This window comes from Candidatus Sulfotelmatobacter sp. (assembly GCA_036500765.1).
GTDB lineage: Bacteria > Acidobacteriota > Terriglobia > Terriglobales > Acidobacteriaceae > Sulfotelmatobacter.
In genome coordinates this window covers 1419991-1445686 of the sequence record DASYBM010000004.1, presented here as the reverse complement: position 1 = coordinate 1445686, position 25696 = coordinate 1419991, and the positions used below count along the sequence as shown (strand labels likewise).

Sequence of the window (25696 nt, the reverse complement as noted above, 5' to 3'; positions counted from 1 at the left end):
ACAGCGGAGAAGGTTTGGGAATGGCTGTGTGTAGGGCTGAAGTCTAGGGGATTTGCTGCAGATGGCAGGGTTAGTTGGGGGCGGGGATGACCGGTCCGTCCCTCGCTGTGCCTTTACTGACGGCCGCCGGACGAATGCGTCCGGCGCTACGCGAGTGCTTCCAGCGCTATGCGAGTGCGCCGGGGAGTCGAAAGTTCATGCCTGCGGAAACTATTTCTCGGCCGTAATGGCTGAGCGTCAGGGCGTATGGTTGTCGCCCGCGCCCCTCTCGCGCGCCAGTTTTTCCTGCTCGGTTTTCAACATTTCCACGCCTTGAGCAAATGTCAGATTTTCCGGCATTTTCTGGAAGTCGCTCAAAACCTCATCCGAGACCATGCTGAGGGACTTAAATAACAGGAGTCGGCCGGTCACGTTCAGGCTGATCTCCTTGATGCCCCATTCGTCGTCGCCGAGGCCAAGGTTGCCCTGCTGCACGCGGAAGTGTCCGCCTTTATTGAGATGGCCGATAATCCCCCAGCCGAAGGTGACTTCGCGAAACAGCGTGCCGTCAATCAAGGCGATGCGCCCGGCGGATTTGTCGATCACCAGTTCGCCTTGCATTCCCTCCAGCACTTCCTCGACGCGGGAGGGCGGCCGGTACGCCGGATTGGGCGTGAACTTCACCTTCACCAACTGGCTGCCCGCCGCGCCCAGCCCAGCTTCGCCATTTTCGGTGCCGGCATATTGGTAGAGGAATGCGTCGGGCAGAGCTTTAACGATGCGCAGAGTGCGCTCTTCGTCTTCTTTTTCACGCGCCGCCTTCTTGCGCAGTTGTTCGGGATTTCCCTCCAGCCACGCCAGATGGTTGATCTCGCCCTGCCGTTGCTCCGCGGTGAGCGGTTGATCGTTAACGGCGATAAGCATCGCCGCCAGCGCGTCTTTGGTCTCTACATAGAGGCGAGTCTGTGAGCCTTTCGCATTCTTTCGATGCGAAAGAAACATGTGCAGGGCTTTAGGATGCGTGGTGGCCGCGACTTCATTCGCAACTGTGGCGCGAACCAGATCGGCGGGCGATTCCTCGACGCTCTTTTCTTTAGACTGCGAGTCTGGAGGATTTGTATTCGGAACCGTGGAGTCCTGGGCCAGGAACACGCTCCCGAACAGCAGGATCATTACGATCGTAGCCACTCTCGACCGATGCCTCCCGAATCGCCAATTTCCCGCGCCACGCATAGGTTTAGTGTAGCAAGCAGACGCGGGAGTTGGCAGGCTGCTACTCCGTGTCTTCCCCGGGGCGGAGCGAGGGACCTTGCATGCAGAAAGCATCGCAACGGGAGATACCCCGCGTTCTGAAACCCGTGCGCTTCGGGATGAAGGGAAGAATTTTCAGACTCAGCCAGATAGCATTCAAAGCGCAGCTTGCCCCGCGCTCTCTGACTTGGGTATAGTCGAAACAGCGACGCGGCCGTCTCGGCGGCTGCCTTCCCAGCAATCGATTGACTTACAGATCGTAAACATTAACATTGCAGATCCAGGCCGTTTCGTATCCCGCTTCCTTAAGGAGAACATCGATGAGTGCTCCGTTGTCGGCAGATTTGGCGCAGATTGGCAAGTCCGTAGTCATCAAAGGCGAATTGTCGGGCAGCGAAGACCTCTACGTTGATGGCCAGGTCGAAGGCAGCATCTCCCTGAAAGGCAACAGTCTGACCGTGGGACCCAACGGGGCGATCAAGGCCACGGTCGAAGCCAAGGGCGTGGTAGTGCAGGGCAAGCTCGAAGGCAACGTGCAAGCGAGCGATCGTGTCGATTTGCGGAAGTCCGCGGTGGTCACGGGCGACATCGCCACGCAGCGAATTTCTATTGAGGAAGGCGCCTACCTGAAGGGCAAGGTCGATATTCAGGGCAAAGCGGAGAAGGCGGCAGGAAAGTAACTTTCGCTAGTACGCGCCGTGAGTTAAAGTGTTGGTTTAGATATCGATTGGTTTGGGCTCGTGAGAATCGTTTTTGACAGGACGGCGCGTAAGGTCTGATGGCATCGGTCACCAATAATTTCATGAAGCTCTTTCGCGGCTCATCGGGCGGAACTGAGGCGGTAACTCCGCAGATCAGCCAAAAACTGACCCGCCGTTCCAGCGGCCTCGGAGAGCTCTCTCGTGTCTGGGATTCCGACGCGCCGCTATGCGTGCTCGATCTCGGCTCCACGTCGCCGTCGAATATCCGCTTCTTTACCGAACGCAGCCACAAGATTTACAGCGAAGATCTGCTGGTCGCATCCACCGATCCCAGCCTCATCACCAAAGATGAAACCGGGGCTGTGATCCTCGACAGCCGCAAATTTCTCGCCGACAATCTGACCTATCCCGCGGCGCATTTCGATGTCGTCCTGTGCTGGAATTTGCCGGACTACTTGGATGAGAGCCTGGTCCGTCCCGTGATGGGAAGGTTGTGGTCGGTGCTGAAACCCGGCGGCATGCTGCTGGCGTTTTTTCACACTAAAGACGCCGGACCCGATTCCCCCTGCTACCGCTTTCACATCGTAGGCAAAGATGTTCTCGAAATGCAGCGCATCGTGCTGAAGCGCGAGGCGCGCCGCGGCCCCACCGGCGCCGTCCACACTGCAATCAACGACGGCTTCCGCCTCCAGCGCGTCTTCAACAACCGCCACATCGAAACGCTGTTCCGCGACTTCGCCTCGATCAAGTTCTTCCTGGCGCGCGATAATGTCAGGGAAGTGCTGGTGGTGCGGTGAAGGGACATTGTTGATTGATGATTCTTGATTGTTGATTCACACCCCCACCGACCGCAGGCCTCGGTTTTCGATCAAAATCAATAATCATCCATCAATAATTGCCTTCCACGCAATCACTCCCATGCGAAACAGAAAGTGGCTGGAGATATCGACCTTTGCAGCCTGCGCGCTCGACGAAAGCATGCGCCCCATTTCTTCCGGAACATACGCTCTTCGCACCGACGCCACTCCATCGAAGCGCGAGACGTAGCTGCGCATCAGCGGGAACGCAGCATATACCAGCGCGACATGCAGGGGATGCCGGATTAGGTCGTTGATGAGCACGGCGTAGCGGCTCACGCGCAGCGCCTCCGCCACAAATTGCGTCAGCTCGGGGGGGGCCAGATGATGCGCGAACAGGCTGGAACTGACCAGATCGAAACTATTGTCCGGGAAGGGCAGTGCAAGTGCGTCGGCAACTACGGGGCAATGCGACTCTCGAGTTCCGTTCCCATTTTGCAGATGCGAGCGCACGCGATCGAGGCAAAGAACATCGAGAGTAATCCCTTTGCGGCGCACTTGATCGCTGGCGGCTTTTGGCACTTCGCCCAATCCTGAGGCTACTTCGAGTATCCGGAAATGTTTTCTTCCCGTGGTAGCGGCGACACGCTCGATCATCCTGCGCGTCGTGGTGACTCCACCGAACCACCGGTTGATGCGGCCCATGTCGCGCAGCGAAGCTTCGACTTCGCCGGGCGGACAGTCATCGCTATCGAGCATTTCGACGGTGTTGACGCGCTGCATCGCGAGGGTAGTATCTCCCCATTCAGGGCAAGTGTAGATGACCGGGGACTCAGCCTTGTCAAGAAAATGTCGCTGGAGACCTACTCGGTTGATTTTCTTTGCGCCTTTGCGGTTTTCTTCCTGGCCTCTGCGTTAAGAGCTTTCGCCGGGCGGCCACAGAAATCTTAGACTGCAAGGATCGCAAAGAGCGGGCCGCAAAGAACAGGGGGAGCGCCGGGAATTGAGTTTCTTCAGCCTCAAACTTCGGCCAGCTCTTCTTCCAGCAGTTGCTTGTTATACAGGTCGCTGTAGTAGCCGTTCAAGGCCAGCAGTTCGTCGTGGGTGCCAAGTTCGACGATGCGTCCGCCATCCAGCACGGCGATGCGGTCGGCATTGCGGACAGTGGAGACGCGGTGCGAAATAAAAATCGTGGTCCGGCCGCGCATCACGTCGCGCAGGTGGTTGAGAATCTTGTCTTCGGTGTGGGTGTCGACGCTGGAGAGCGCATCGTCGAGAATCAGAATCCGCGGATTGCGAATCAGGGCGCGGGCAATCGCGGTTCGCTGCTTCTGGCCTCCAGAGAGCGTGATGCCGCGCTCGCCCACCATCGTTTCGTAGCCTTCGGGGAAGCTCTCGATGTCGGCGGCGATGTTGGCCGCGTCGGCGGCGTTTTGAATCTGCTGATCGCTGGCCGAGTCGATGCCCAGCGCGATGTTCTCGCGGATGCGCTCGCTGAACAGAAAAGTTTCCTGGGGCACGAATCCGATATTGCGCCGCAGCGACGCCAGCGAATATTCGCGAATCGGCCGACCATCGATCATCACTGTACCTGCGTCAGCATCGTAGATGCGAGGAATCAGGCTGACCAGCGTGGTCTTGCCCGATCCCGTCGGGCCGACAATGGCCAGGCTGCTTCCGGCTGGGACCCGCAGGTTCACATTGTGCAGCACGCGCTTGCCGTCATAACTGAAGTTCAGTCCGCGGAACTCGATCTCGCCGGCGATCTCATGCTCTTCCTCTGACTTCGCCGCAGCACTCACCTCTGAACTGGCGACGCCCGGAGCATCTCTGATCTCCGGTTCCTCCAGCATGATCTCGTTCAGACGCACCAAAGACGCCGTGCCGCGCTGAAAAAGATTGATGACGTAGCCAAGTGCAATGATCGGCCAGGTCAATTGCAGCATGTACGCATTAAACGCGACAAACTGCCCGAAGTTGATGCGCCCGCTCAGCACTTCGCGTCCTCCGAGCCACAGCACGAGCACCACGGCGCAGCCCAGCATGAATTCCAGCGTGGGCCACAGCATGCCCATGAGCCTCACCAACTTCAGATTACGGCGGATGTATTCCTCGTTCTCCTTTTCGAAGGCGCGAATCTCGGCGTCTTCCTGCACGTAAGCGCGAATCAGCCGTGCGCCGGAAAAATTCTCCTGCGCCCGCGCCGAGATGTCAGAGAACATCGCCTGGATGCGCTCGAAGCGCTCATGAATGCGGCGTCCAAAATACTGGATCAGAATGCTGGCCGCGGGCAGCGGCAGAAAGGTATAAAGCGTGAGCCGCGGACTGATCGAAATCATGAAGGCCAGCGCCGCCGACATCAATACGACCGTGTTAGCCGTGTACATGATGGCGGGCCCAAGCAGATTGCGCACCGCGCTCAGGTCGTTGGTGGCGCGGGCCATGATGTCGCCGGTGCGATGGCGCTGGTAATACGAGTAGCTGAGGCTTTCGAGGCGCCTGAAAAGATCGTTGCGCAGGTCGAACTCAATATCGCGCGAGACGCCAATCACGATCCAGCGGGTGAGAAACTGAAAGATTCCCTTGGCCACCGCGATGGCCAGCAGCAGCGCGGCATAAAAAAATAACTTGTGACGAGTCACGCCCTTGAGCAGCGCCTCGGAAGCCAGGCCGAGCACTTTCGGTCCCATCACCTGAATGCCGTTGGTCAGAAAAACGCAGAGCATGCCGGCGGTGTATCCCCAGCGATAGCGTTTCAGGTAAGGCAGCAGCGGGCGCAAACTCTTCGGCAGCATGCAGATTGAGTAGATGAAATTCTAGCAGGCGCGCTTCAGGTTCTTGGAAAGCCGCGCGGGCTGGAAGCCGTCAGTCAGGAATCCTCCGATAAGAGCCTTTTGGTATAGGAGTCTTTCTACCCTATCGATATCACCAGGAAGTGCTATGGCCGGGTATTAAAACCCGACATAGAATTTGCACATCCCCTTCATCCCCTAAAGACCCTTCCCTCAAAAATCCAATTCAGAAACCTGAGGACATCCATGAAGTCTTACCTCTTTGTCTTGATGCTGGGCACCGCCTTATTCTCGACCGGTTGCGGCGGTGGCAGCGGCAGCGCCCCTGCAAATGTAGTCCCTCCAGTTACTTACACCGTCGGCGGCTCCATTTCCGGTCTGGCTGGGACGGGCCTGGTTCTGCAAAACAACAAGGCGAGCAGTGTGACCGTCAGCGCGAATGCGACGGCGTTTACCTTTCCGACCGCCGTTACCAGCGGCAGCGCTTACAACGTTTCGGTAATGACCCAGCCTTCCAGTCCCGCACAAAATTGCGTGGTAAGCGGCGGAAGCGGAATGACCAGCGCCAATGTCACCAGCGTCCTCGTCACATGCAGCACGACCCCCACCAATTACACCGTGGGCGGCACCATTTCGGGGCTCTCGGGATCGGGACTTGTCCTGCAAGACAACAACGGCGACAACCTGACGATCAATGCGAGCCAGGCGACGTTCACTTTCGCGACGGCCTTGACGAACGGCACCGCGTATAGCGTCTCGGTTCTGACCCAACCTTCGAATCCGATCCAAAACTGCACCGTCAACAGTGCATCTGGAACCTCCAGCGCGAATTTGACGACTGTGGCCGTAGCTTGCGCGAACCTCAATGAGTGGACCTGGGAGAACGGACCAAACGTTGTCGACCAGATCGGCGAATATGGAACTTTAGGCTTGGCCTCGAGCAGCAATCTTCCTGGAGCACGCTACTGGAGTGTCAGTTCGGGTGACCCCAGTGGAAACTTCTGGCTCTTCGGTGGTTATGGTTACGACTCGCTGGGAACCGTCGCTGACTTGAACGATTTGTGGGAGTACATGCCGAGCACGGGCCAGTGGGTTTCGATGGGCGGTGCGAAGGTGGCAGGCGTTGGTGGAACCTACGGGACTCTCGCTTCCGCCGGCCTCAGCAACATGCCGGGTGCGCGAGACTCGGCGGTCAGTTGGACCGACGCATCCGGGAATTTCTGGCTCTTTGGCGGCCATGGTTACGATTCCACCAGATCGCCCGGGAATCTGAACGATTTGTGGGAGTACAATCCCAGCGCGGGATGGACGTGGGTCAGCGGGGCGGACGTCGTCAATCAATCGGGAATCTACGGAACTCAGGGGATCGCCGATGCGGGCAACGTCCCGGGATCGCGATATTCGTCCATCAGTTGGGTCGATAAGAAAGGAAATTTCTGGCTCTTCGGCGGGTTGGGTTACGACTCCGCTTCCACGGTCGGCTACCTCAATGATTTGTGGAAGGGTAGTTACAACTCTGCGGGCCAGTGGACCTGGACCTGGGTGAGCGGGTCGAACGTGGCTGGCGTGAACGGGACTTACGGAACTCAGGCGTTGGCTTCCTCGTCCAACGCGCCCGGGGCGCGATTCCTCTCGGCGAGTTGGACCGACAAACAGGGGAATCTGTGGCTGTTCGGCGGATTCGGTCCCGACTCTGCCGGCAATACCGCAGTTCTTAGCGATCTGTGGAAATTCAACATCGGCTCGGGCCAATGGATCTGGGTCGGCGGATCGGAAATCGCTGCAGAGCCCGGAGTATACGGGACTTTGGGTGTTGGTGCATCTACCAACCTTCCGGGGTCACGAAAAGGACCCGTCGTGTGGACCGATTCTATTGGCAATTTCTGGCTTTTCGGTGGGATTGGAATCGACTCCGCCGGCATCGCTGGTGAACTCAACGACCTGTGGGAGTACAACCCCAGCACAGCGAAATGGACGTGGCAGAGCGGGTCGAACCTGGCCGGCGAAGCGGGAAATTACGGAACCTTGGGAATGGCTGCTGTCGGCAACGTCCCGGGAGCGCGCGGCGGCTCGCCGGCTTGGAGCGATGCGGAAGGAAATCTGTGGCTGTTTGGTGGGAACGGGCCAATCAGTGGCGTGAATGGTTCCTTCAGCGATTTGTGGAAATTTGTGCCGTAGGCCGAGGCTGAGTGCCGCTGTTCGAAAAAGTCAACAGCCCATCCTGATGCCGCAAGAAACGCGGAGCCCGCTGGGCTGTCTTTTCTTTTCTAAAACTGTTGAAGCGTCTGGCTAGCGGGCACGAGGGGCCGGGGTGCGTGTGGGACGCATGGGTTGGACTGAATTCAGATGGGCAGAGTTCCGATGTGCCGAATCCAGTTGTGCCGAATTCAAGTGCGCCTTTTGGGGCAACAGATCGCGGCCGAACGCCACCACGGTGAGGGCCACGAGCACAGCGATCCAAGCCGCGAAGAAGAGCCATCCAGCATTGAAGAGAAACGTGTCGGGGGTCATACGTTTTCCTTGGTCATGTTTTTCCTCGGTCAGAGCGAGGCGCTTGGCTTTGCGGGAAGAGAGTTGAAATCCCCACCCTTCGGCAAGTTCAGGCCAGGCTTTCTCGCATAGGACGCGAGAAATGGGGCTGCCGCGATTTCCCGGGGCGCCCCATTTGTCGACCGTCTTAACTACTCCTCCTGAGGAGCGGCTGGAGCATTCTGCATGTGCTGTTGCATGCGGGCCTGGCGGTTCGCTTCCATCTGCTTCAACTGGGACTGCTGATCCGGCGTGAGCAGTAGATACATCTGGTTGTGAACGCGCGTCTCCTCGACCGTGAGTTGGGAGTCAACCTGCGCCTTTTGTGTGGCCAGCGCCTGAACCTTAGCCTGATCGAAGGTCCCTTCCACGTACTGGCGAAGCTGCTGGTCGATCTGGCGTTCCTGCTCATGCAAGGGCTTCAGCGTGGGACGCTCTTTCTCCATGATGGCCTTCATCTGCGTTTTCTGGTCATCGGTGAGATTGAGAGCTCTGCCAAAAAATCCCATCATGCCGTCGCGTCCTCCGTCCCAATGGCCGCGCATGGGCGGAGATGAGGGAGCGTCGGCGGCGGTCTGCGACTTGGCGAACACGCCGCCCAGCAAAACGGCCAAGCCAGCCAGCATTAAGCGAAAACGAATCGATTTCATAGTGTGCTACTCCTGTTCCGGTGTGAGTCCGGAAATTCTCCGGGATGTCCCGGGACTGTGAGTACCGGGTTGTGCGTACAGAGATAGGAACACGGATGCCAGAGAAAAAGCGGTAAAAAGACGGTCAACTGAAGTAAAGTTTTGTAAAAGGGCTCCGGGGGCATTGGACGCCCTCGTCCGGGGTGGCCGCAGGCCATATGGTCGCCGGATGCGTGGCTCAGTTCCTTTTGAACCGCAACCGCCTGTGGGCATACCATGCACTCTTCGCGCGGGCGGACGAGGCTTCCGCGCCTGCACGGGTATTTGACAATTCTTTACTACGAAGCCTGCTGCACTGGCGCACAATGTTAACTGTATGGAACGAATTCTAGTTATTGATGACGATGTAGAACTCTGCCACCTTGTCCAGGAATATCTGCGCGCCGAGGGGTTTACGACCGAGTGTGTGCACGACGGGGAAAGCGGTCTCAGGAAGGCTACGGCCGGGGAATATCTGCTGGCGGTGCTCGATGTGATGCTGCCGGGTATTAACGGCTTCGAAGTGCTGCGCCGGATCCGCGCAACTTCGCGGCTGCCGGTGCTGTTGCTGACGGCACGCGGCGAAGATGTGGACCGCATCGTGGGGCTGGAAATAGGGGCTGACGACTATCTGCCGAAGCCGTTCAATCCGCGCGAACTGGTGGCGCGCATTCGAGCCGTGCTGCGGCGAACGCGCGCCGATGGCAGCGGAGCGGCTCCTGCGCCGGATGTGGTAAGCGTAGGCGATGTGGAACTGGATCCAGCGACGCGGATTGTGCGGCTCGAAGGTAAGCCGGTGGATCTCACTTCGGTCGAGTTCAATTTGCTCGAAGTGCTGTTGCGCGAGGCCGGGCGCGTGGTGCCGCGGGAACGGCTGGTGAACGCCGTGTTGAGCCGCAAGTTTTCGCCTTTCGACCGCAGCATCGATATGCACGTCAGCAAAGTGCGCAAGAAGTTAGGCGATTCCGACAGCGATGAGCACATCAAGACGGTGCGCGGCGTAGGATATATTTTTGCGCGCCCCCGGGAGAAGGCAAAGGCGTAATATCTGGTAGCGATGCAGTAAAGATGCGAGGTTAGTGATGCGGCTTTAGCCTTCAATTCGCATTGTCATCCCGCGCGGAGGCCGTTCTTCAGGCGAAGCGAGGGATCTCAGGCTCAACTTACCCGGCGCGCAAGCCAAAGGATCATTGCATCGCAAATATGAAGAGTCTCTTTCTACGAATCTTTCTATCGTTCTGGACGGCGCAGGCGTTGTTCGTAGTCCTCGCCATTCTGGTAACCATGGTGCTTCGTCCGCGGGGCGCGGCATGGGAGACGTTACGCACCACGGCATTGAACGACGCGGTCAGCGCTTACGAGGAGGGCGGCCCGCAAAAAGTTCGCGAGTATCTGGACGATCTGATGGCTACGCAGCATGTGCGGGCCTATCTTTTCAACGAGCAAGGCGAGGAAGTTTCGCAGCGCGGCGCGCCGGATTGGGCGGTGCGAATGCTGCGAAGCGGTTCGCCGTCACCGCACGATGGATTCGTGATTCCAGCCCCCAAGGTGCTGAAGGAATCGCGCGCGTCATCGGATGGGCAACGCCACTTCACGCTCGTGATGGGACTGCCCCCGGGGCCGCGCGTATTTTTGGGTCCGCGCGGAATGCCGATCCCCGGATTGATCATTGGTGTGATCACCTCCGGGCTCGTCTGCTATCTGCTGGCTTGGTATTTGACCAAGCCGATCGTACGGTTGCGCGCGGCCACACGGCAGTTGGCGGCCGGCGATTTAACGGCGCGCAGCGGCGCTCCAGCGAGCAAGCGAAGCGACGAAGTAGCTGGACTGGTGCGCGACTTTGACGCCATGGCGGAGCGTCTGGAGATGCTGGTGAAGGCGCAGTCTCGCCTGCTGAACGATATTTCCCATGAATTGCGTTCGCCTTTGGCCCGCCTCAACGTTGCGCTCGGCCTGGCGCGGCAGCGTGCTGGCGTCGAGAGCACCGACATGCTCGACCGCATCGAAATGGAAGCCAGCCGTTTGAACGAATTGATCGGCCGGATTCTTACTTTGGCTCGCCTGGAAGATGGCGAACAGAAAGTTCCGCAAACTCCGGTACGGCTGGGAGAAATGGTCGCGAACGTCGCCGAGGACGCCGAGTTCGAGGCGCAGGAGCGCCACTGCCACGTGCATACCCTAATTCCGGAAGGCGACTGGGAGGTGCGCGGAAACGATTCGCTGCTGCACAGCGCGGTGGAAAACGTGGTGCGCAACGCCATCCGCTACACGGCTGAGGGCAGTTCTGTCCAGATCGCGCTGACTAGCGAAGAACGAGCGGGCGGCCGCGAGGCGGTGCTGCGCGTGAGCGATTCCGGCCCGGGGGTTCCAGAGGATGCGCTGGAGAAAATGTTTCAACCTTTCTACCGCGTCGACGATGCTCGCGGGCGTCTTACCGGAGGCGTGGGCCTCGGCTTGGCCATCACCGAGCGTGCCGTTCGCTTCCATAGCGGTAAGGTCTCGGCCTTCAATCGTGCCGAAGGCGGATTGATCGTAGAGATTCGACTGCCGTTGATCGCGAAACTGGCGACCGCGGATCGGCCGCCGGCAGTGGCCAGTATTTAGTGGCCAGTAGTCAGAATACCGAGCACTCATCACTAGCCACTGATCGCTGGTCGCTGACGCCTGACGCCCGCCCCTAACTCCCGTATACTGACCAAGCGGGCAACTCCTGGACCTTTCCAGGGTTCCAATAGCGATTGTAGGGGTTTGCTCTTCCCGCGCTTTCCTGATACACACATGGGTTGAGATTTTCCCGCGTTTTGAAGAAGTGCACGATCGGCCGCGAGAATTACTGGCAGCCGCGCCGGGGAAGTGTGCACCGATAAACCTCACATATACATGGAGATCAAGCAGAGAATGTCGAAGCGACTGGGGTGGCTGCTCGGAGTTGTGGTGTTGGTTTCTATCGGACTGCTGGTAGCTTGCGGCACCACCTATAACTCATCGTCCGATGGGCTGATTCTGGTGGGCAGTCAGGGCTCGGGTCTGATCGAGACCTTCAGTTTCAATCTGGGCAGCGGCAGCGCTTCGGCGATCGGCAACACGCCGAACGACACCATAAGCCAGGTCTGCGTGCTGAACGGCGTTCCCTCGTCGTTAGTGATTAATCCGGCCGGAACGTATGCTTACGCCATCATCAACGCCAACAGTTCGTGCGGTAGCACGAGTGCGACTGGACTGTTGGTGCTGAAGGTAAATTCCGATGGCACGACGAGCGCAGCCGGAAGCCTGATTTCGTTCAGCAACGCCCTCGGCGTGCCCGTCGTTCCCAGCAAAATGGTGATAGACGCTGCGGGAAAGTTTTTGTTTGTGGCGGACCGCGCCACGACGAACACTGCAGGGCAGTACGTTCCGGGCGCGGTTTCGGTTTTCTCCATCGGCAGCGGGGGCACTGTCACTGAGGTCGCCGGATCGCCTTTCATTCCGTCGCCTTCTCCGATGACCCTCCCGCAAGCCGGACTCGACATCGTGGACGTGGCCGCAACGCCGACCGTATTCCCTGCCATCGGCATCAATGGCGTGCAGAATTCCGTCTGTTCCACGGCAGGCCTGCCCCCACCTACCTCGCAATACTTATATGCCGTCGACGGCTTGGGGAATCAGGTGTTTGCATTCACCGTAAACACAACGTCGGGAGTTTTGAGCCTAATCACATCGCTGACGAACCCCCAACCAACCGACGCGATTCCGGCTGGCGTTGCCGTCGATCCCTGCAACCGCTTCGTCTATGTGAGCGGCAGCAAGAACGATCGGGTCAGCGCCTACACGATTTGCAATGGCTCGGTGACACAATCGACCCAATGCCCGTTAACGCCGGACGGCACGTTGCAGCCAGTCGCGGGTTCGCCGTTTTCTCTGTCGGGCAGCCCCAACGGCCCAGGACCGCTGGTAGTCGATCCCTATGGAAATTACGTCTACGTTTTGTCGACTCTTTCCAACACAATCAGTCCGCTAAAGATCGCTGCGGTTTCGGGCGCGCTGACAGCCTTGAATCCGGCAACGGTGGCCACGGGCAGTGGCCCCAAGGCCATCGCAATTCGCGGCGACGACAACTGGCTCTTCGTCACAAATTTCAACTCCCCTTCGAGCCTGTCGGAATACGCAATCACGCCCGCGACCGGCGCGCTCGCCGCAGCGCAAACGATTGATACGGACAACTATCCGTGGGGCGTCGCAGTGAAGTAACCGGCGTCGGGCGCAGACCTCAGACAGATCGGCCGCGCTAGCGTCAAGTCCTTTCTTGTCATTCCGAGCAGCGCGAGGAATCTGGTTCTTGCCAGTAGAGAGAAGAAACTAGATCCCTCGCTTCGCGAAGGAAGACTATTTGAGTGGTTCTTGGCAGGGCCGGAGTCTTAGACCCGACGCCTGAGGTCCGACGCCTGACGCCTGCCTTTCTACGTTGGCACTTTCAAAATCAAATACCCGCCCACCAGCATAAAGATCAGGTCCGGCGACCACGCGGCCAGCGCTGCCGGCAGCAGACTCTGGTCGCCCATCGCCTCAAAGAATCGCGTCACGACGATGTAGAACGCAGCCATTCCCACCGCGACGGCCACTCCTGTGATCGCTCCTTTTTTTCCGGTGGACAACGAGAAGGGAACGGCGAGCACCGCCATGATCAAAGTGATGAGCGGATACGACAGTTTCTTGTTAAGTTGTACGCGCAGGCGTACGACGTCGAATCCGCTCTGTTGCAAGTCGCGAATATAGCCCCGCAGTTCTTCATAGTTCATCTCGCTGTACTGTTTTATCTCCTTCTTGAAATAAGCCGGGGTCTCGCTGAGTTCCGGGAATGTGGAGACATCGAAGGTATGGTAGCCGTTCTGCGCAATGGCGGAGCCGCGCAGCGAGCGGTCCCACCCTTGCTCGTAGACCCAGCGATTCAGATTGTCGGCCCAGTGGGCGCGATCGGCGTGGATGCGGCGGGTAATCGTAAAACTGGCGCGATCGAGTTTGAAGACGCTGATGTTGCCGAAAGTGTCGCGATCGGGATCGAAGAACTGGTAGTAGTAGATATCGCTATGCTGGCCGAAGATCCATTTGCGATCCGGCCGCAGATAAGTCTGCGGCGGCTTGCCTTTGATCTGGTTATGCAGCGCTTCCTGTCGCCTGTTGGTGTGGGGCAGATAAAGCTGGTCGGCGAAGAACAATCCCACAGCCAGCACTCCGGCCGTCACGATCACCGGAGTGACGATGCGGTAGATGCTGGTTCCCGTGGCCTTGATCGCCGTAATCTCGTTCGAGCGCTGCATGACGCCGAAAGTGACCAGCACCGCCAGCAGCATCACCAGCGGAGCCACGTTGTAGAGCAAATAGGGCGTGACATTGAGCAGGTATTCCGCAACCACGGTGGCGGGCACCTGGTTTTTCAGAATGTCTCCCAGCAACTCGAACAGGGTGAAGACGAGAACCAGTACCAGAAATGTCGAGAGAATCATCCCCAGATAGACGAAGAAATCGCCAAGCACGTAGTCGTCCAGCAAAGTAGGAAAGCCGGCGCTGAACATGCGGCGCCGGGTGGAGGCGCGCGCGAAGGCGTTTTCCCGGCTGCGAGCGCGCTGGGGTTGAAAGCCGGAAGCATCGCGCTTCCATAGCGCGCGGAGCGAGGCAAGTTCAAACGGCCGTTTCTCAACCCGCGACAGCAGAAAGATTGCGAGCACAAGAAACAGAATATCCGCCAACCACGCCCCAAACCACGGAGCGACTTTGCCCTGCCGCGCCAGCGAAACTCCCACCAGCGAGATTACGTAATACACGAACACGAGCACGATGGTGATCACAAATCCGCCCGACTTGCCGCTTTTCTTCGACGACAAGCCCAGCGGTATGCCTACCAGCGCGAGCACCAGGCACGCCGTCGGTAAGGCGAAGCGCTTGTGGAATGCGATCAGATACCAGCGGGCGGAGATGGGATCGACGCGTGCGGCCTTCTGCCAGAGTGCTCCGGTGTTCATTACGTCGGCCGGAAGCGACTCGTCAGCCTTGTTCTCGCTCGAGGGCAGATCGAGCGGGATGTCGGTCTCCTGGAAGGTGGAAATCTGATAGTGGTCTGCGTCTTTGGGATCGGTCTCGTGCTCGGAACCGTCGACCAGGTGCAGGTGCAAACGGTCCTGACCCTCGCCGACCACGATGGCTTCCTTGGCCAGTGTAATCTTCGGATTCGTCGCGTCTGTCAGGTCGGCCATGAACACGCCTTTCCACACGGCCGCGCCTTGCGCGCTCTTCACGTCCTGCACATAGAGAACTTTCTTGGGAAACCCTTCGTAGAAAACGCGGGGCTGGATTTCGAACGAAACCTGCGACCCTTTGAGGCGATCTTCGAGGCGGACGAGTGCAGCCTGAGCTCGAGGGGCGATATAAAGCCCATTGCCTAATGCCATGAGCCAGGCCACCATCACAAACAAGGAAAGCGCACGCAGAAAACTCGTCACGCCCATGCCGCTGGCGCGCATGGCAGTGATTTCGCTGTCGGCGGCCAGGCGGCTTAGGCCAATCAGAATTCCCACCAGCACGCTCATGGGCAGCGTGTAGGTGAGCGCGAGGGGCACGGTATAAAAGAAAATCTCGGCCACGCTGGGCAGCGGTGCGCTGGCACGGACCACCAGTTCCAGAATGCGCCCCAGATCGCGGGTGAACAGGACAAAAGTAAAGATGCCCACGCCGATCAGGGCGTGCGCCGCCACTTCGCGAAGAATGTAGCGAGTGAGAATCCGCATGAGGCATGAGGGATGACAGACGCGCTTATAGCGAGGATAGCATGGCGCTGTTGTGACGCGGTCCAGCGTGTTCTTTTTTCGTAACACCAGAGACGATTTCCACAGTCCGCAACCGTACCTACGCAAGGTCGACCAAGTTGATTTTTCAAGGAAGAAGAGGTTTACGTTACGAATTTCGTACAAGTGAACTTCTGTTGCGGCAGCGATCGCCATTCTCGCTATGCTGCACGTCCTCATTCCGGGATCGTCTTGCGCCGGCCCGGAAGAGGAAGTTCGAAGTTAAGCACGGAGGCACATTATGCGTATAGAGAAAGCAGTCTGCACGCTCCTCGCCGTAACATTTCTCTCAACCTTGTCGTTGGCTCAGGTTACCTACACCACCAGTTGCACCGGGACTTGCGAAGACGAAATGTGCAACTACACGAATTGGGCTTACACCGATTCCTCCAAAGTGAAACATACCTTCGTGGGCTCAGACTCTGAAACATTAGTGAGTTGCAAGTTTCTGCACTTCACAGACTTGGATACCTTCTCTACCGACAAAGAGTACTATCTCAAGGCCATCGGGCCTGAGGGCTCGGTGTCAGCGTCGGGGATTCTCTACCCTCTTTACAAGGTGGTTTCGATCATCTATGCCCCTCCGGGCAACTACAGCAACGATGGCTTCACCAACACCACCACCGACGGTACGACTACAGGAATCGGCAGCAGTTTTCAGGCAGGTTGGACCGACACCTTCACGACGGGCGACGATTTTCTGGGCACCGGCAGCACGATGAGTTGGTCGTTTGGACTTTCGTCGACGACGGGAAGCAATTCGACGGTTACGGACACGATAGCGCAAGCGACCGGTGTGGCCAATGCTTCGATTTCCTCGAATCCCAATGCCATCGACCACACCCAGGATTTGATTGTGGTGTGGGTCAATCCCTCGGTGACGCTGGTTTCCGCGGGATCGTCATCGGTCACTTATGGGGTGGGCACGCAATTCCAGCCGTCTGGCACTCCCGAAGCTGTAGATACGCTGGAGGTGACGGCAAAGACAATGCAAGCCAACTCCTCTGGAGCGACGACAGTCCCGGTGGCGATCCTGGGGCCGCAGTCCTATAACGGGCAAACACTGCCGGGACTGGCGACAATCTGCGCGAACCATCAGTACTATCCTAATTCGTGCACGCTGGCGAATCAGTGCGGCTGTGTCCCCAGCGATTTCGCGGGCATTCTGGCCGCGGATCCGGTGCTCAGCTACAGTTCTACTGAAAGCCCGCTGAACGCAGATACGTCCGGCGTTACGGCGTGCACAAATCCCACATCGACTGCCAAGTGCCGTTATGTGCCGATCATGACACAGACCGGAGGGAGCGTGCAGGTGACCGAACTGCTGGCCGGGCCCGAGTGCACGGGTTGCGACCGTCCGGTGAACAGCTTCACACAAACCGATTCCACACAAACCGCGGAGACCCTCAGTGAAAGCCAGTCGGAGACGGTTGGATATAGCTGGCAGGTGATGCTCGCCGGAAACGGTCTGAAAAGTGCCGATCAGTTCACGTGGACTCAGACGGAAAGTACTGGATCCATCAATGGGTCGAGCCATCAAATGGCAGTTTCCCTGTCGTCCGGCACGGTGGGCTGTTACGAGTACATTCCCATTTTCATGGATACCGTCTACCATACCTTCGTATTCTCGACGGAAGCCGGCAACAACAGCTGCCCATAAATACGGAGTACAGGACAATCTTGCGAAGTCTTCAGGCGGTGCGTATGCGCCGCCTTTTTCTTGTAGCTGGCAGTTCGAAATGCCCGCAAGCTCATGTGCCGGCCCCAGATGGCTCTACAATGTCGGAACCAGAGCGCGCTCCAGAGCGTACTACGGAACGTGTGGGTACGTGGAGAGCATGTTGACACTGACGAATCCGGAACATGAGGCCGGTCAGACTCACAGTTCACGGGGCGAAACGTTTGCGCTGCTCGGCATTGCTGCGGCTGTCGCGCTCCTCCACATCCTGACCAACGGCCGTTACGGCTTTCATCGCGACGAGTTGCAGGTTCTGAGCGATGCCCGCCACATGGATTGGGGCTTCGTTCCGTATCCGCCGCTCACGCCGTTCGTGGAGCGGGTCAGCATGTCGATCTTCGGGCTGTCGATGGTCGGCCTGCGCTTGGCATCGGTCATTGCGCAGGCGATTCTCGTTGTCGTTGCGGGTTTGACAGCGCGCGAACTCGGGGGAAGGCGTCTTGCGCAAGTGACGGCGTCACTCGCCGTCGCGCTTTCTACGCTGCCGCTCTTCGAAGGAACGGAGTTCCAATACACGACCTTCGATAATTTGTGGTGGGTGCTGATCGCGTATTTCGTGGTTCGGCTGCTGAAGTCGGAGAATCCGCGGTGGTGGCTGCCGATCGGCGCTACCGTCGGTGTCGGTTTCATGACCAAGTACACGATCGGGTTCTATCTCGCCGGAATCCTGGGCGGCGTCGTGCTGACGAGTGCGCGGCGGTATCTCTTCAGTTGGTGGTTCTGGGCCGGAATGGTGCTGGGGGCTTTGATTTGTCTGCCCAATTTCATCTGGCAGGCCCGGCATGGATTCATCTCGCTGCATTTTCTACAGCACATTCATGCTCGCGACGTCGACGAGGGGCGGGCGAATGGATTTCTCTGGGATCAATTCTGGATCTGTACGAATCTGGCAGCGGCGCCACTGTGGATTGCAGGCTTGATCGGCTACCTATGGGATCGGCGCTATCGCATGCTGGGCTGGATGTATCTGATCCCGTTGACGCTGTTCATGGTAGGAAAGGGACGCGGCTATTATCTGGGCGGGGCATACCCTATGCTGATGGCGATGGGCGCAGTGCTCGGCGAACGCTGGGTGGCGTCGTTGTCAAAGATTCCCCGCCGCACCGTGGAAGCCGTGTTCTTGGCGGGACTCGTAGGGTGGGGATTATTTATGGGCGCCATGATTGTTCCGGTGGCAGCCAGCGGTAAGCTGAAGAAGTTTGCGCTGGAAAACAATGGCGACCTGCGCGAAGAAATTGGCTGGGACGATTTGGTTAAGACGGTGGCGGGCATTCGCAATTCGTTGCCGCCCGATCAGCGGCAGAGTCTTGGTGTATTTGTCGGAAACTACGGCGAGCAGGGAGCGATCGAGATTTTGGGCCCCGCTTATCGTCTGCCCTTGCCGATCAGTCGGACGAACTCGGCCTGGCTGCGCGGCTATCCTGAACCCCCACCCCTGACGCTCATAGTTGTCGGATATTCGCGCGAAGATGCCGAAAAGATGTTCACGAACTGCCGCTTGGCGGGACGTAATGGAAATTCTTTGGGCGTTGAGAACGAAGAGAGCAAGTATCATCCGGACATCTTCGTTTGCGGTGGGCCGCAAAGACCCTGGCCGGAGTTCTGGCGGGATCATTTAGCATACGGGTAGCGCGCAGACGAAAACTTCCGCCGTACAACTTCTACTACTTCTCGCCCAAAAAAGCCGAGAGTGCGGCACCTCGAATCAACATCAACATCAATATCAAAGTCGAAACCAACGGTGGCGGACAGAGCCTGCCCTGAGCCTGTCGAAGGGAGTGTCCGCCGTACACACCTCGCTACGGCAAATGATTCAGGTAACAGGCGCCGCTCGTGATCTGTGCGGGAGGAGTCGGCGGCGTCATCCAGGGCGGAACGTTGAAGTTGAAGAATTCGGTCATGCTTTTTTGCGCGGCGTCGCGCTTGGTGAGCGCCTTCAGGCTGAAGCGGGTCTCGATAAGCTTCAGCATGGCGGTGTAATCCATGACCGTATGCGATACGTAATGCTTCCTCGCATACGGAGAGATTACGATCAAAGGCACGCGGTAGCCGGTGTAAGTGAAATTGCAATCGGGCCCCGTCGTCGAGGTGCAGATGTCGCCGGGGAGTAGATCCTTGGGCGCAATTCCATCAGGGCTCGCCGCGGGTTGCGGAGCGACGTGATCGTAGAAGCCTCCGAACTCGTCATAGGTCAAAATGAATGCGGAATCTTTCCACGACACGCTGGTCATCAGCGCGTTGATGAGCGAGGAAACATAGTTCGCGCCCAGTTGGATGTTCGTGGGATATTGGTCTGAAGTGGAGCCGTGCTCGTCGAGACCCGCCGGCCCCGCCGATTCAATCAGGGCGACTTGAGGCAGAGTCCCGTTCTGCACGTCGCTGAAATAATCTGTCATCGTCGCCAGGTTATTCGGGTAATCGGTCGGGATCGACTGTCCCCATTCGAAATTCTGGATGTAACTCAAGGTCAGCAAACATTGCGGTGTCGGATCGCTGGAGCATGACGTGTAATCGGTGTCCACGTAAATTTTCCAGGTGATGCCGGCATTTTGCAGTTCCTGGAAAACTGTGGTCGCGGTCAGTAGCGATTGGTCTTCGCTGTCGGTGCCGATGGGATATGCGTCTCCCTGGGAAGTGGCGGCGAACAGATACTCACGATTGGGACTGGTGCGTGTCATCGCCGGAGAAAACCACCGATCCGACGTGCCGAACTGAGAAGCCATGTAGTAGTAATAATTCAGATCCGCGTCGGTGTAATAGCCCATGGCGCGGATGCCGTCGGTGTCGTAAAACGGCGGGTCGTTCTCGCGAGCATCGTGAGCGGCGGTCCAGACGTAGCCGTCCAGAGTGGCCGTGGCGGAGAATGGATTGGTGAGATTCCAATCGTCATGGCTTTCGTTCCACGACGGGCTGGGATTTTCCACGCATTCCGTGAGCAGTTGGTACGAGGTGACCTGCGGACTGGAACTGTCTTCCACGCAATCATCGGGCGGCTGATAAGCAGGATCGCATCCGGGATTGGTCGGCGCGGGCCCGTAGAGCGGCGAGATCCCTGAAGTGGGATTGAATTGCGGCAGCCCGTCGAACGAGCGATCGGCGAATCCGTTGCTCTTCCAATAGGCGCGAAGATAGCCGAAGTAGTGGTCAAGACCGCGATTTTCCTGGGCCATGAAGATGATGTGATTGAGAACCTTCACGGTTTGATCGAGGTTGAAGGTCGCGGTGGCGGTTTCGTTGGTGGTCATCGACAGCGTGCAGTCGGCCGTGCCTTTGCACGCCCCGGACCACCCCGCGAAAAATGACCCCTTGGCCGAAGTAGCCACTAATTTCACGCTCGTACCAGAGGCGAATGAAGCGGTGCAGGTCGGGGAGCAACTAATTCCAGAGGGCGTGCTGGTCACCGTGCCGCCGCCCGTGCCCGCTAACTTGAGGGTCAGCTTATAGGTCGCGGAAGGCGCTGAGGCTGTATGCGGGGCGGCAAGGCCGGCAGCGGAGGAGAATGTCACGGTTAGGACTACGGCCAGAAACCGAGGGCAGATCAAAGATTGGCCTCCGAGGATTACTCAGGAAACGCCCGGTCTTGGATGGCGAACAGAGTGCGGCGGTTGTCCGGAAATTAGGGGATGGCTCAGCTTGCTTTAAAGAATAATGCCGCCAGCGGCGGCAGAGTCAAGCTCAGCGAGAATGGCCGGCCGTGCATGGGAGTTTCTTCGGCATTGACTCCGCCTAGATTTCCCAGGCCGCTGCCGGCGTATTCGCGGGCGTCGCTGTTGAGCATTTCGCGCCAGTAGCCGCCGTGCGGAACGCCCACGCGGTAAGCCATGCGGGGCACCGGGGTGAAGTTGCACACGACCAGGATTGTGTCCCGCGGCGACTCGCTTTTGCGCAGCAGCGAAATCGTGCTGGTGGCGTTATCGTTGGCATCCACCCACTCGAATCCCGCGGGATCGTTGTCGAGTTGGTGCATGGCCGGTTCGTTGCGATAAAAGCGGTTGAGTTGCTCCATCCAGGCCTGCACTCCGCGATGCACCGGATATTGCAGCACGTGCCATTCCAGACTCGAGTCGTGCGCCCACTCGCGCACCTGGCCAAACTCGCCGCCCATAAACATTAGCTTCTTGCCCGACTGCGCGTACATGTACGCATACAGCAAACGCAGGTTGGCAAACTTCTGCCATTCGTCGCCCGGCATCTTCCCGATCAGCGATCCTTTGCCGTGGACCACTTCGTCATGCGACAGCGGCAGCACGAAATTTTCCTGAAACGAATACAGCATACGAAATGTCAGCTGATTATGGTGGTACTTGCGGTGGACGGGATCCTGCTGGAAATACTTCAGCGTGTCGTGCATCCAGCCCATGTCCCATTTCATGCCGAAGCCCAGGCCACCGACATAAACCGGCTTTGACACCATCGGCCACGACGTGGATTCTTCAGCCGTGGTCTGAATCGCGGGATGTTCTTTGTAGGCTTCCTGATTGAAACGGCGCAGGAAGTCGATGGCCTCGAGATTTTCCCGTCCGCCGAATTTGTTGGGAATCCATTCGCCCTGCTTACGCGAGTAATCGAGATACAACATCGAAGCGACCGCATCGACGCGCAGGCCGTCGATGTGATATTTGTCGAGCCAGAACATGGCGCTCGACATCAGGAAACTGCGCACCTCGGCGCGGCCATAATTGAAAATGTACGTCTTCCAGTCAGGGTGGAATCCCTGGCGAGCGTCGGCGTGTTCATAAAGATGTGTGCCGTCGAAGTAAGAAAGGCCGTGCCCATCGGAAGGGAAGTGCGACGGCACCCAATCGAGAATCACGCCAATGCCGTGCTGGTGCAGGTAATCGATAAGATACATGAAATCCTGCGGCGTGCCGTAACGCGCGGTGGGAGCGAAGTAGCCGGTGGTCTGGTATCCCCATGAGCCGTAGAAGGGATGCTCCATCACCGGCAGAAACTCGACGTGCGTAAAGCCGAGTTGGTTGACATAGGCCGCGAGGCGCGGCGCAGTCTCGAGATAGGTCAGCGAACGGTTGCCGTCTTCGGGGACGCGCATCCATGACCCGAGATGCACCTCGTAAACCGATTGTGCCGCGCGCAGGGAATTGCGGCTCTCGCGCACCCGCATCCACTCGTGGTCGTTCCACTGATAATCCAGATCCCATACGACCGAAGCGGTCCGCGGAGGCTTCTCATGCAGCAGGCCGAGCGGATCGGCCTTATCGACGCGATATCCATGTTGTCGCGACTCAATATGAAATTTGTAGAGCGCGCCTTTTTCGACCCTCGGGATGAAGCCTTCCCATATCCCTGACGACCCGCGCGGGCTAAGGCGATGGGTTTTGGGATCCCATCCGTTAAAACTTCCGACGACTGAGACCGAACGCGCGTTCGGCGCCCACACGCTGAAAACGGCCCCCGCCTCGCCATCGTGCGTGATAAGGTGTGCGCCCATCTTGTCGTGCAGGCGATAGTTGCTGCCCTCGTTGAAGAGGTAGAGGTCCTGGTCGGTAAGAAACTGCGGGGCGTCAAGGTTGGGTTCGGGAGTCATGCGGATCGCGATTTCCGTGCCGCTTTAGTGTACCGGAAGTTGATGGTAAAGCGGATGCCCAGCCCAGGACGCACTTCAAAGAGGGCCGCATTTCACAGGAAGTCTTTTTTTCTCGACTGCACGAGGAAAGTTCCGCCCAGCAATAATGTTATGGTAGCGAATTCCGCCACCAGTGTGACCGTCGCCGCCGTGCTCCATTGGATTGTGGCGCCCCACATACCCTTGGCGATGCCGGGGATGTGGGCGACGAGATAGCCGATTAAGTTGACTGCCACGTTGCCTGCCATGATGGCGGCGACGGTCCAGCCCTGCGATTCGGTAATCAGCGCCGTGCCAAGAATGAGGCAAGTCGTCATCAGGATCTCCGTTGCCATAATGGCGGTATAGGGAATCAGCCCATACGTCTTCGGGTCGTAAAGAAGGAGAAAGAAGCTCCCAAGAACCATGGTCAGCCATGGGACGAGAAAGATGAGCAGGTTGCCCCAAATCTTGGACGCCGTGTATTCGCGGTAGGAGATGGGCAGGGTCATCACGAAGGGAAGCGTTTGCTCTTTGCGTTCCGTCACGATCGTGGCTGTGGCCATGTGCGCGCCTAGAGAGATGACGACCATGAGGAGCACGATGAGGCCGAGCAGGAAGGCGACCTTCGATCCAGTCGCGACGATGCCCAGACCCGCCAATGTCCCGGCGAGCGAGCCTATGATTGCCCAACGTTGCAAGTACCAGTCTTTCAAGATGAGGCGCTGCACCATGGCGTAATTCATACGGTCTGTTTTTCCCTTCTGCTGTGCACATTGGCGACAAAGATTTCTTCCAGCGTCATCGGGTCGACGGCTTGTACCGTGGCACCCGCATCGTTGCAGGCGGACACCATGGCAGGATCGAAATGGTCGGTTACCAGTACGGGAAGGCGGCCGCTTCCGCCCACCTCGATGACTCCCGGAAGTTTTGGCAAGGCCGCGTCCGGCGAAAGTTGTATCCGCAAACGGCGCCAGCGATCCAGGAAAATCTCTTTGTTGTCGGACGCGATGATTCGGCCGCGATCGATGAAGGTGATCTGATCGGAAATTTGTTCCACGTCGAGAGTGTTGTGCGACGAAAAAAGAATCGTGCGATCCTCATCCGCCAGCACCGCCATCAGTTCTCCGAGAACCTCTTGACGCGCCACCGGATCGAGGCCCGTTGTGGGTTCATCCAGCACCAGCAGCCGCGGACGCCGCGCCAGAACCAGCAATAATGCTGCCTTTACCCGCTGGCCATGGGACAGGCCTTTGATCTTCTGTTGAGGCTTAAGGTCGAAGCGCTGCACTAGCGTTTCGGCGTAGGCTTGATCCCATTGCGGGTAGATCGACCGGACAAACTGCATGTGCCAGGCCAGCGTGGCCGAGCCATACAGCCTCAGGTCTTCCGACACGAATCCGATATCCATTTTGGCCGATGCTTGTTCTTCAGGCATGGCTCGGCCCAGGACCTGCACCAAGCCCCGATCCTGATGGACCAGGCCCATCAGAATGCGAATTGTCGTGGACTTCCCGGCGCCATTCGCCCCAATCAGGCCCATGATGGTGCCCGTGGGCAGCTCCAGGGTAATGTCGTCGAGAGTGAAGTGAGGGTAGACCTTGCTCACTCCTTCGAAATGAACGGAGAGGTCATTCATGAGTACTCCTTCGTTAGCCGGTCCGCGGCTTCGCGTGTTGCTTTTTCCACTCTGGAAGCAAGTTCTTTGGGCGTGAGACCCAGCAGTTCTCCCAGTTGGGCAACTCGCTCGATATGTTTGGCTAATTCCTCGTCGTAAAGCTTCGTACCCAGCCTGGAATCGGGCGCCACGATCGACCCTTTTCCCTGTTGGGTCACGATAATGCCCTCGCGCTCCAACTCCAAGTAGGCTCGTTTCACCGTGATCACGCTAACTCTCAGTGTTACAGCCAGCTGCCGGATCGAGGGAATTTCTTGGCCTTGTGCCCAATCCCCGACGGCGATTCGTTGCCTGATCTGCTCCATAATTTGGAGATACATCGGCCGACCGTCAGACTGGGAAATGACAAGATCGCTGTGCATGTCTGTATACTGAGTATATACAGAGCAGAGGGGCTGTCAAGGAAAATCCTAGAAAAGTTTTTTTCACTTTGCATGAGCTTGGTCGCGTGTACATAAGTCTTGATTCCCTGTACATCACGTGATACTTTCAGAAGAACGAGAGGAAATCCAATGCCGACCGCAAGGAAGCGAACCCACAAGCATTTTCAATTGGACGCGGCAAAGATTAAACGCGCGAAAAGAGTTTTCAAGGCCAAGACGGAGACTGAGGCCATCGAACGGGCTCTCGATTTAGCAATCTCCGAATACGAAAAGGACCGCATTGTCGCTGAGGCCAACGAGCGATTCATGAGGAGCGGCGCCGAAATAAAAGATGTGTTCGGGAGGCTGAACGATTAGTGCGGCCCGCTCTCTTTGATTCCGCCATCTACATTTCCGCCTTACGCCACGGAGACGAGGGGGTGCTCTCGTCGCGGCGCTTAGCAGCCGATGCGCCACTGTGGCTCAGCGCGGTTGTTCTTGAAGAACTTTACGCTGGCGCAACTGACCGGTCCCGTCACCTGATTGAGCGCCTGGAGCGTGACTTCGATCGAACAAAGCGAATTCTAGTGCCTAACCTAAGTGATTGGACGCGGGCCGGTTCCGTGCTGGCGCTTCTGGCTACCAAGTATGGCTATGAGGAGGTCGGGCAGTCGCGCCTGGTCAATGATGCATTAATCGCGACGAGCGCGGGGAGACGCGGTATTCGGGTAATTACTGCTAACGAACGGGATTTCCGCAGACTGGCCGAATTCCGTTCCTTTCAATGGGAAGTAGCGACGGTGTAGCGCCTACTGCGCCTGAA

The 25696-nt window shown here is 58.0% G+C and carries 21 protein-coding genes; 10 read left to right on the top strand and 11 right to left on the bottom strand.

Annotated features, from left to right (window positions below):
* Positions 1–237: 237 nt before the first annotated feature.
* Positions 238–1167: a hypothetical protein gene (locus VGM18_09095; GenBank protein HEY3973147.1), complete on the bottom strand. Its 930-nt coding sequence runs from the start codon at positions 1165–1167 to the stop codon at positions 238–240.
* A 383-nt stretch (positions 1168–1550) separates the two neighbouring features.
* Here VGM18_09095 and VGM18_09090 point away from each other — a divergent pair, with 383 nt between their 5' ends.
* Together VGM18_09090 and VGM18_09085 are read left to right on the top strand one after the other, a co-directional pair.
* Entirely contained in the window at positions 1551–1910 is a 360-nt protein-coding gene (locus tag VGM18_09090; protein ID HEY3973146.1) for a polymer-forming cytoskeletal protein, read from the top strand.
* A gap of 122 nt (positions 1911–2032) precedes the next feature.
* Positions 2033–2728, top strand: a complete 696-nt coding sequence (locus VGM18_09085) for a class I SAM-dependent methyltransferase (GenBank protein ID HEY3973145.1) — start codon at positions 2033–2035, stop codon at positions 2726–2728.
* Positions 2729–2812: 84 nt separating this feature from the next.
* On the opposite strand, the gene VGM18_09080 is transcribed toward VGM18_09085, so the two are convergent.
* Together VGM18_09080 and VGM18_09075 are read right to left on the bottom strand one after the other, a co-directional pair.
* Entirely contained in the window at positions 2813–3511 is a 699-nt protein-coding gene (locus VGM18_09080; protein HEY3973144.1) for a methyltransferase domain-containing protein, read from the bottom strand.
* 236 nt (positions 3512–3747) lie between these two features.
* Positions 3748–5523, bottom strand: coding sequence for an ABC transporter ATP-binding protein (locus tag VGM18_09075; protein ID HEY3973143.1), 1776 nt, complete (start codon positions 5521–5523; stop codon positions 3748–3750).
* A 243-nt stretch (positions 5524–5766) separates the two neighbouring features.
* On the opposite strand from VGM18_09075, the gene VGM18_09070 reads away from it, so the two are divergent.
* Positions 5767–7698 carry a kelch repeat-containing protein gene (locus tag VGM18_09070; protein ID HEY3973142.1) on the top strand — a complete coding sequence of 644 codons (1932 nt, stop codon included), beginning with the start codon at positions 5767–5769 and terminating at the stop codon, positions 7696–7698.
* A 111-nt stretch (positions 7699–7809) separates the two neighbouring features.
* Here VGM18_09070 and VGM18_09065 read toward each other — a convergent pair whose 3' ends face one another.
* Together VGM18_09065 and VGM18_09060 are read right to left on the bottom strand one after the other, a co-directional pair.
* A complete protein-coding gene (locus tag VGM18_09065; protein ID HEY3973141.1) occupies positions 7810–8031 on the bottom strand; it encodes a hypothetical protein in 222 nt (73 codons plus the stop codon).
* A 170-nt stretch (positions 8032–8201) separates the two neighbouring features.
* Entirely contained in the window at positions 8202–8699 is a 498-nt protein-coding gene (locus VGM18_09060) for a Spy/CpxP family protein refolding chaperone (GenBank protein ID HEY3973140.1), read from the bottom strand.
* Positions 8700–9054: 355 nt separating this feature from the next.
* Between VGM18_09060 and VGM18_09055 the strand changes: the two genes are divergently transcribed.
* The 3 genes from VGM18_09055 to VGM18_09045 all read left to right on the top strand — a co-directional run bounded on the left by VGM18_09055 (position 9055) and on the right by VGM18_09045 (position 12944).
* Positions 9055–9762, top strand: coding sequence for a response regulator transcription factor (locus VGM18_09055; GenBank protein ID HEY3973139.1), 708 nt, complete (start codon positions 9055–9057; stop codon positions 9760–9762).
* 158 nt (positions 9763–9920) lie between these two features.
* Positions 9921–11321 (top strand): ATP-binding protein, encoded by a 1401-nt coding sequence (locus VGM18_09050; protein ID HEY3973138.1) that lies wholly within the window; start codon positions 9921–9923, stop codon positions 11319–11321.
* A gap of 294 nt (positions 11322–11615) precedes the next feature.
* Entirely contained in the window at positions 11616–12944 is a 1329-nt protein-coding gene (locus VGM18_09045; protein HEY3973137.1) for a beta-propeller fold lactonase family protein, read from the top strand.
* 209 nt (positions 12945–13153) lie between these two features.
* Here VGM18_09045 and lptF read toward each other — a convergent pair whose 3' ends face one another.
* The gene (gene lptF / locus VGM18_09040; protein HEY3973136.1) at positions 13154–15475 is read right to left on the bottom strand and encodes an LPS export ABC transporter permease LptF; all 2322 of its coding nucleotides are present in this window, start codon (positions 15473–15475) and stop codon (positions 13154–13156) included.
* A 298-nt stretch (positions 15476–15773) separates the two neighbouring features.
* On the opposite strand from lptF, the gene VGM18_09035 reads away from it, so the two are divergent.
* Both VGM18_09035 and VGM18_09030 read left to right on the top strand, forming a co-directional pair.
* Positions 15774–17192: a hypothetical protein gene (locus tag VGM18_09035; protein HEY3973135.1), complete on the top strand. Its 1419-nt coding sequence runs from the start codon at positions 15774–15776 to the stop codon at positions 17190–17192.
* 178 nt (positions 17193–17370) lie between these two features.
* Entirely contained in the window at positions 17371–18900 is a 1530-nt protein-coding gene (locus VGM18_09030; protein HEY3973134.1) for a glycosyltransferase family 39 protein, read from the top strand.
* Positions 18901–19069: 169 nt separating this feature from the next.
* Here the strand turns inward: VGM18_09030 and VGM18_09025 are convergent, their stop codons facing one another.
* The 5 genes from VGM18_09025 to VGM18_09005 all read right to left on the bottom strand — a co-directional run bounded on the left by VGM18_09025 (position 19070) and on the right by VGM18_09005 (position 24816).
* Positions 19070–20812: an alkaline phosphatase family protein gene (locus VGM18_09025; protein HEY3973133.1), complete on the bottom strand. Its 1743-nt coding sequence runs from the start codon at positions 20810–20812 to the stop codon at positions 19070–19072.
* Positions 20813–20898: 86 nt separating this feature from the next.
* Positions 20899–22815 (bottom strand): 1,4-alpha-glucan branching protein GlgB, encoded by a 1917-nt coding sequence (glgB, locus tag VGM18_09020; protein ID HEY3973132.1) that lies wholly within the window; start codon positions 22813–22815, stop codon positions 20899–20901.
* A 92-nt stretch (positions 22816–22907) separates the two neighbouring features.
* Entirely contained in the window at positions 22908–23579 is a 672-nt protein-coding gene (locus VGM18_09015) for an ABC-2 transporter permease (protein HEY3973131.1), read from the bottom strand.
* Positions 23576–24472, bottom strand: coding sequence for an ABC transporter ATP-binding protein (locus VGM18_09010; GenBank protein ID HEY3973130.1), 897 nt, complete (start codon positions 24470–24472; stop codon positions 23576–23578). Before VGM18_09010 ends, VGM18_09015 begins: the two co-directional genes overlap by 4 nt.
* Positions 24469–24816: a GntR family transcriptional regulator gene (locus VGM18_09005; GenBank protein HEY3973129.1), complete on the bottom strand. Its 348-nt coding sequence runs from the start codon at positions 24814–24816 to the stop codon at positions 24469–24471. The genes VGM18_09010 and VGM18_09005 overlap by 4 nt, the downstream gene beginning before the upstream one ends.
* A 207-nt stretch (positions 24817–25023) precedes the next feature.
* Here VGM18_09005 and VGM18_09000 point away from each other — a divergent pair, with 207 nt between their 5' ends.
* Positions 25024–25251: a hypothetical protein gene (locus VGM18_09000; protein HEY3973128.1), complete on the top strand. Its 228-nt coding sequence runs from the start codon at positions 25024–25026 to the stop codon at positions 25249–25251.
* On the top strand, positions 25251–25679 hold the full coding sequence (locus VGM18_08995) for a type II toxin-antitoxin system VapC family toxin (GenBank protein HEY3973127.1): 429 nt from the start codon (positions 25251–25253) through the stop codon (positions 25677–25679). Before VGM18_09000 ends, VGM18_08995 begins: the two co-directional genes overlap by 1 nt.
* Positions 25680–25696: the final 17 nt, after the last annotated feature.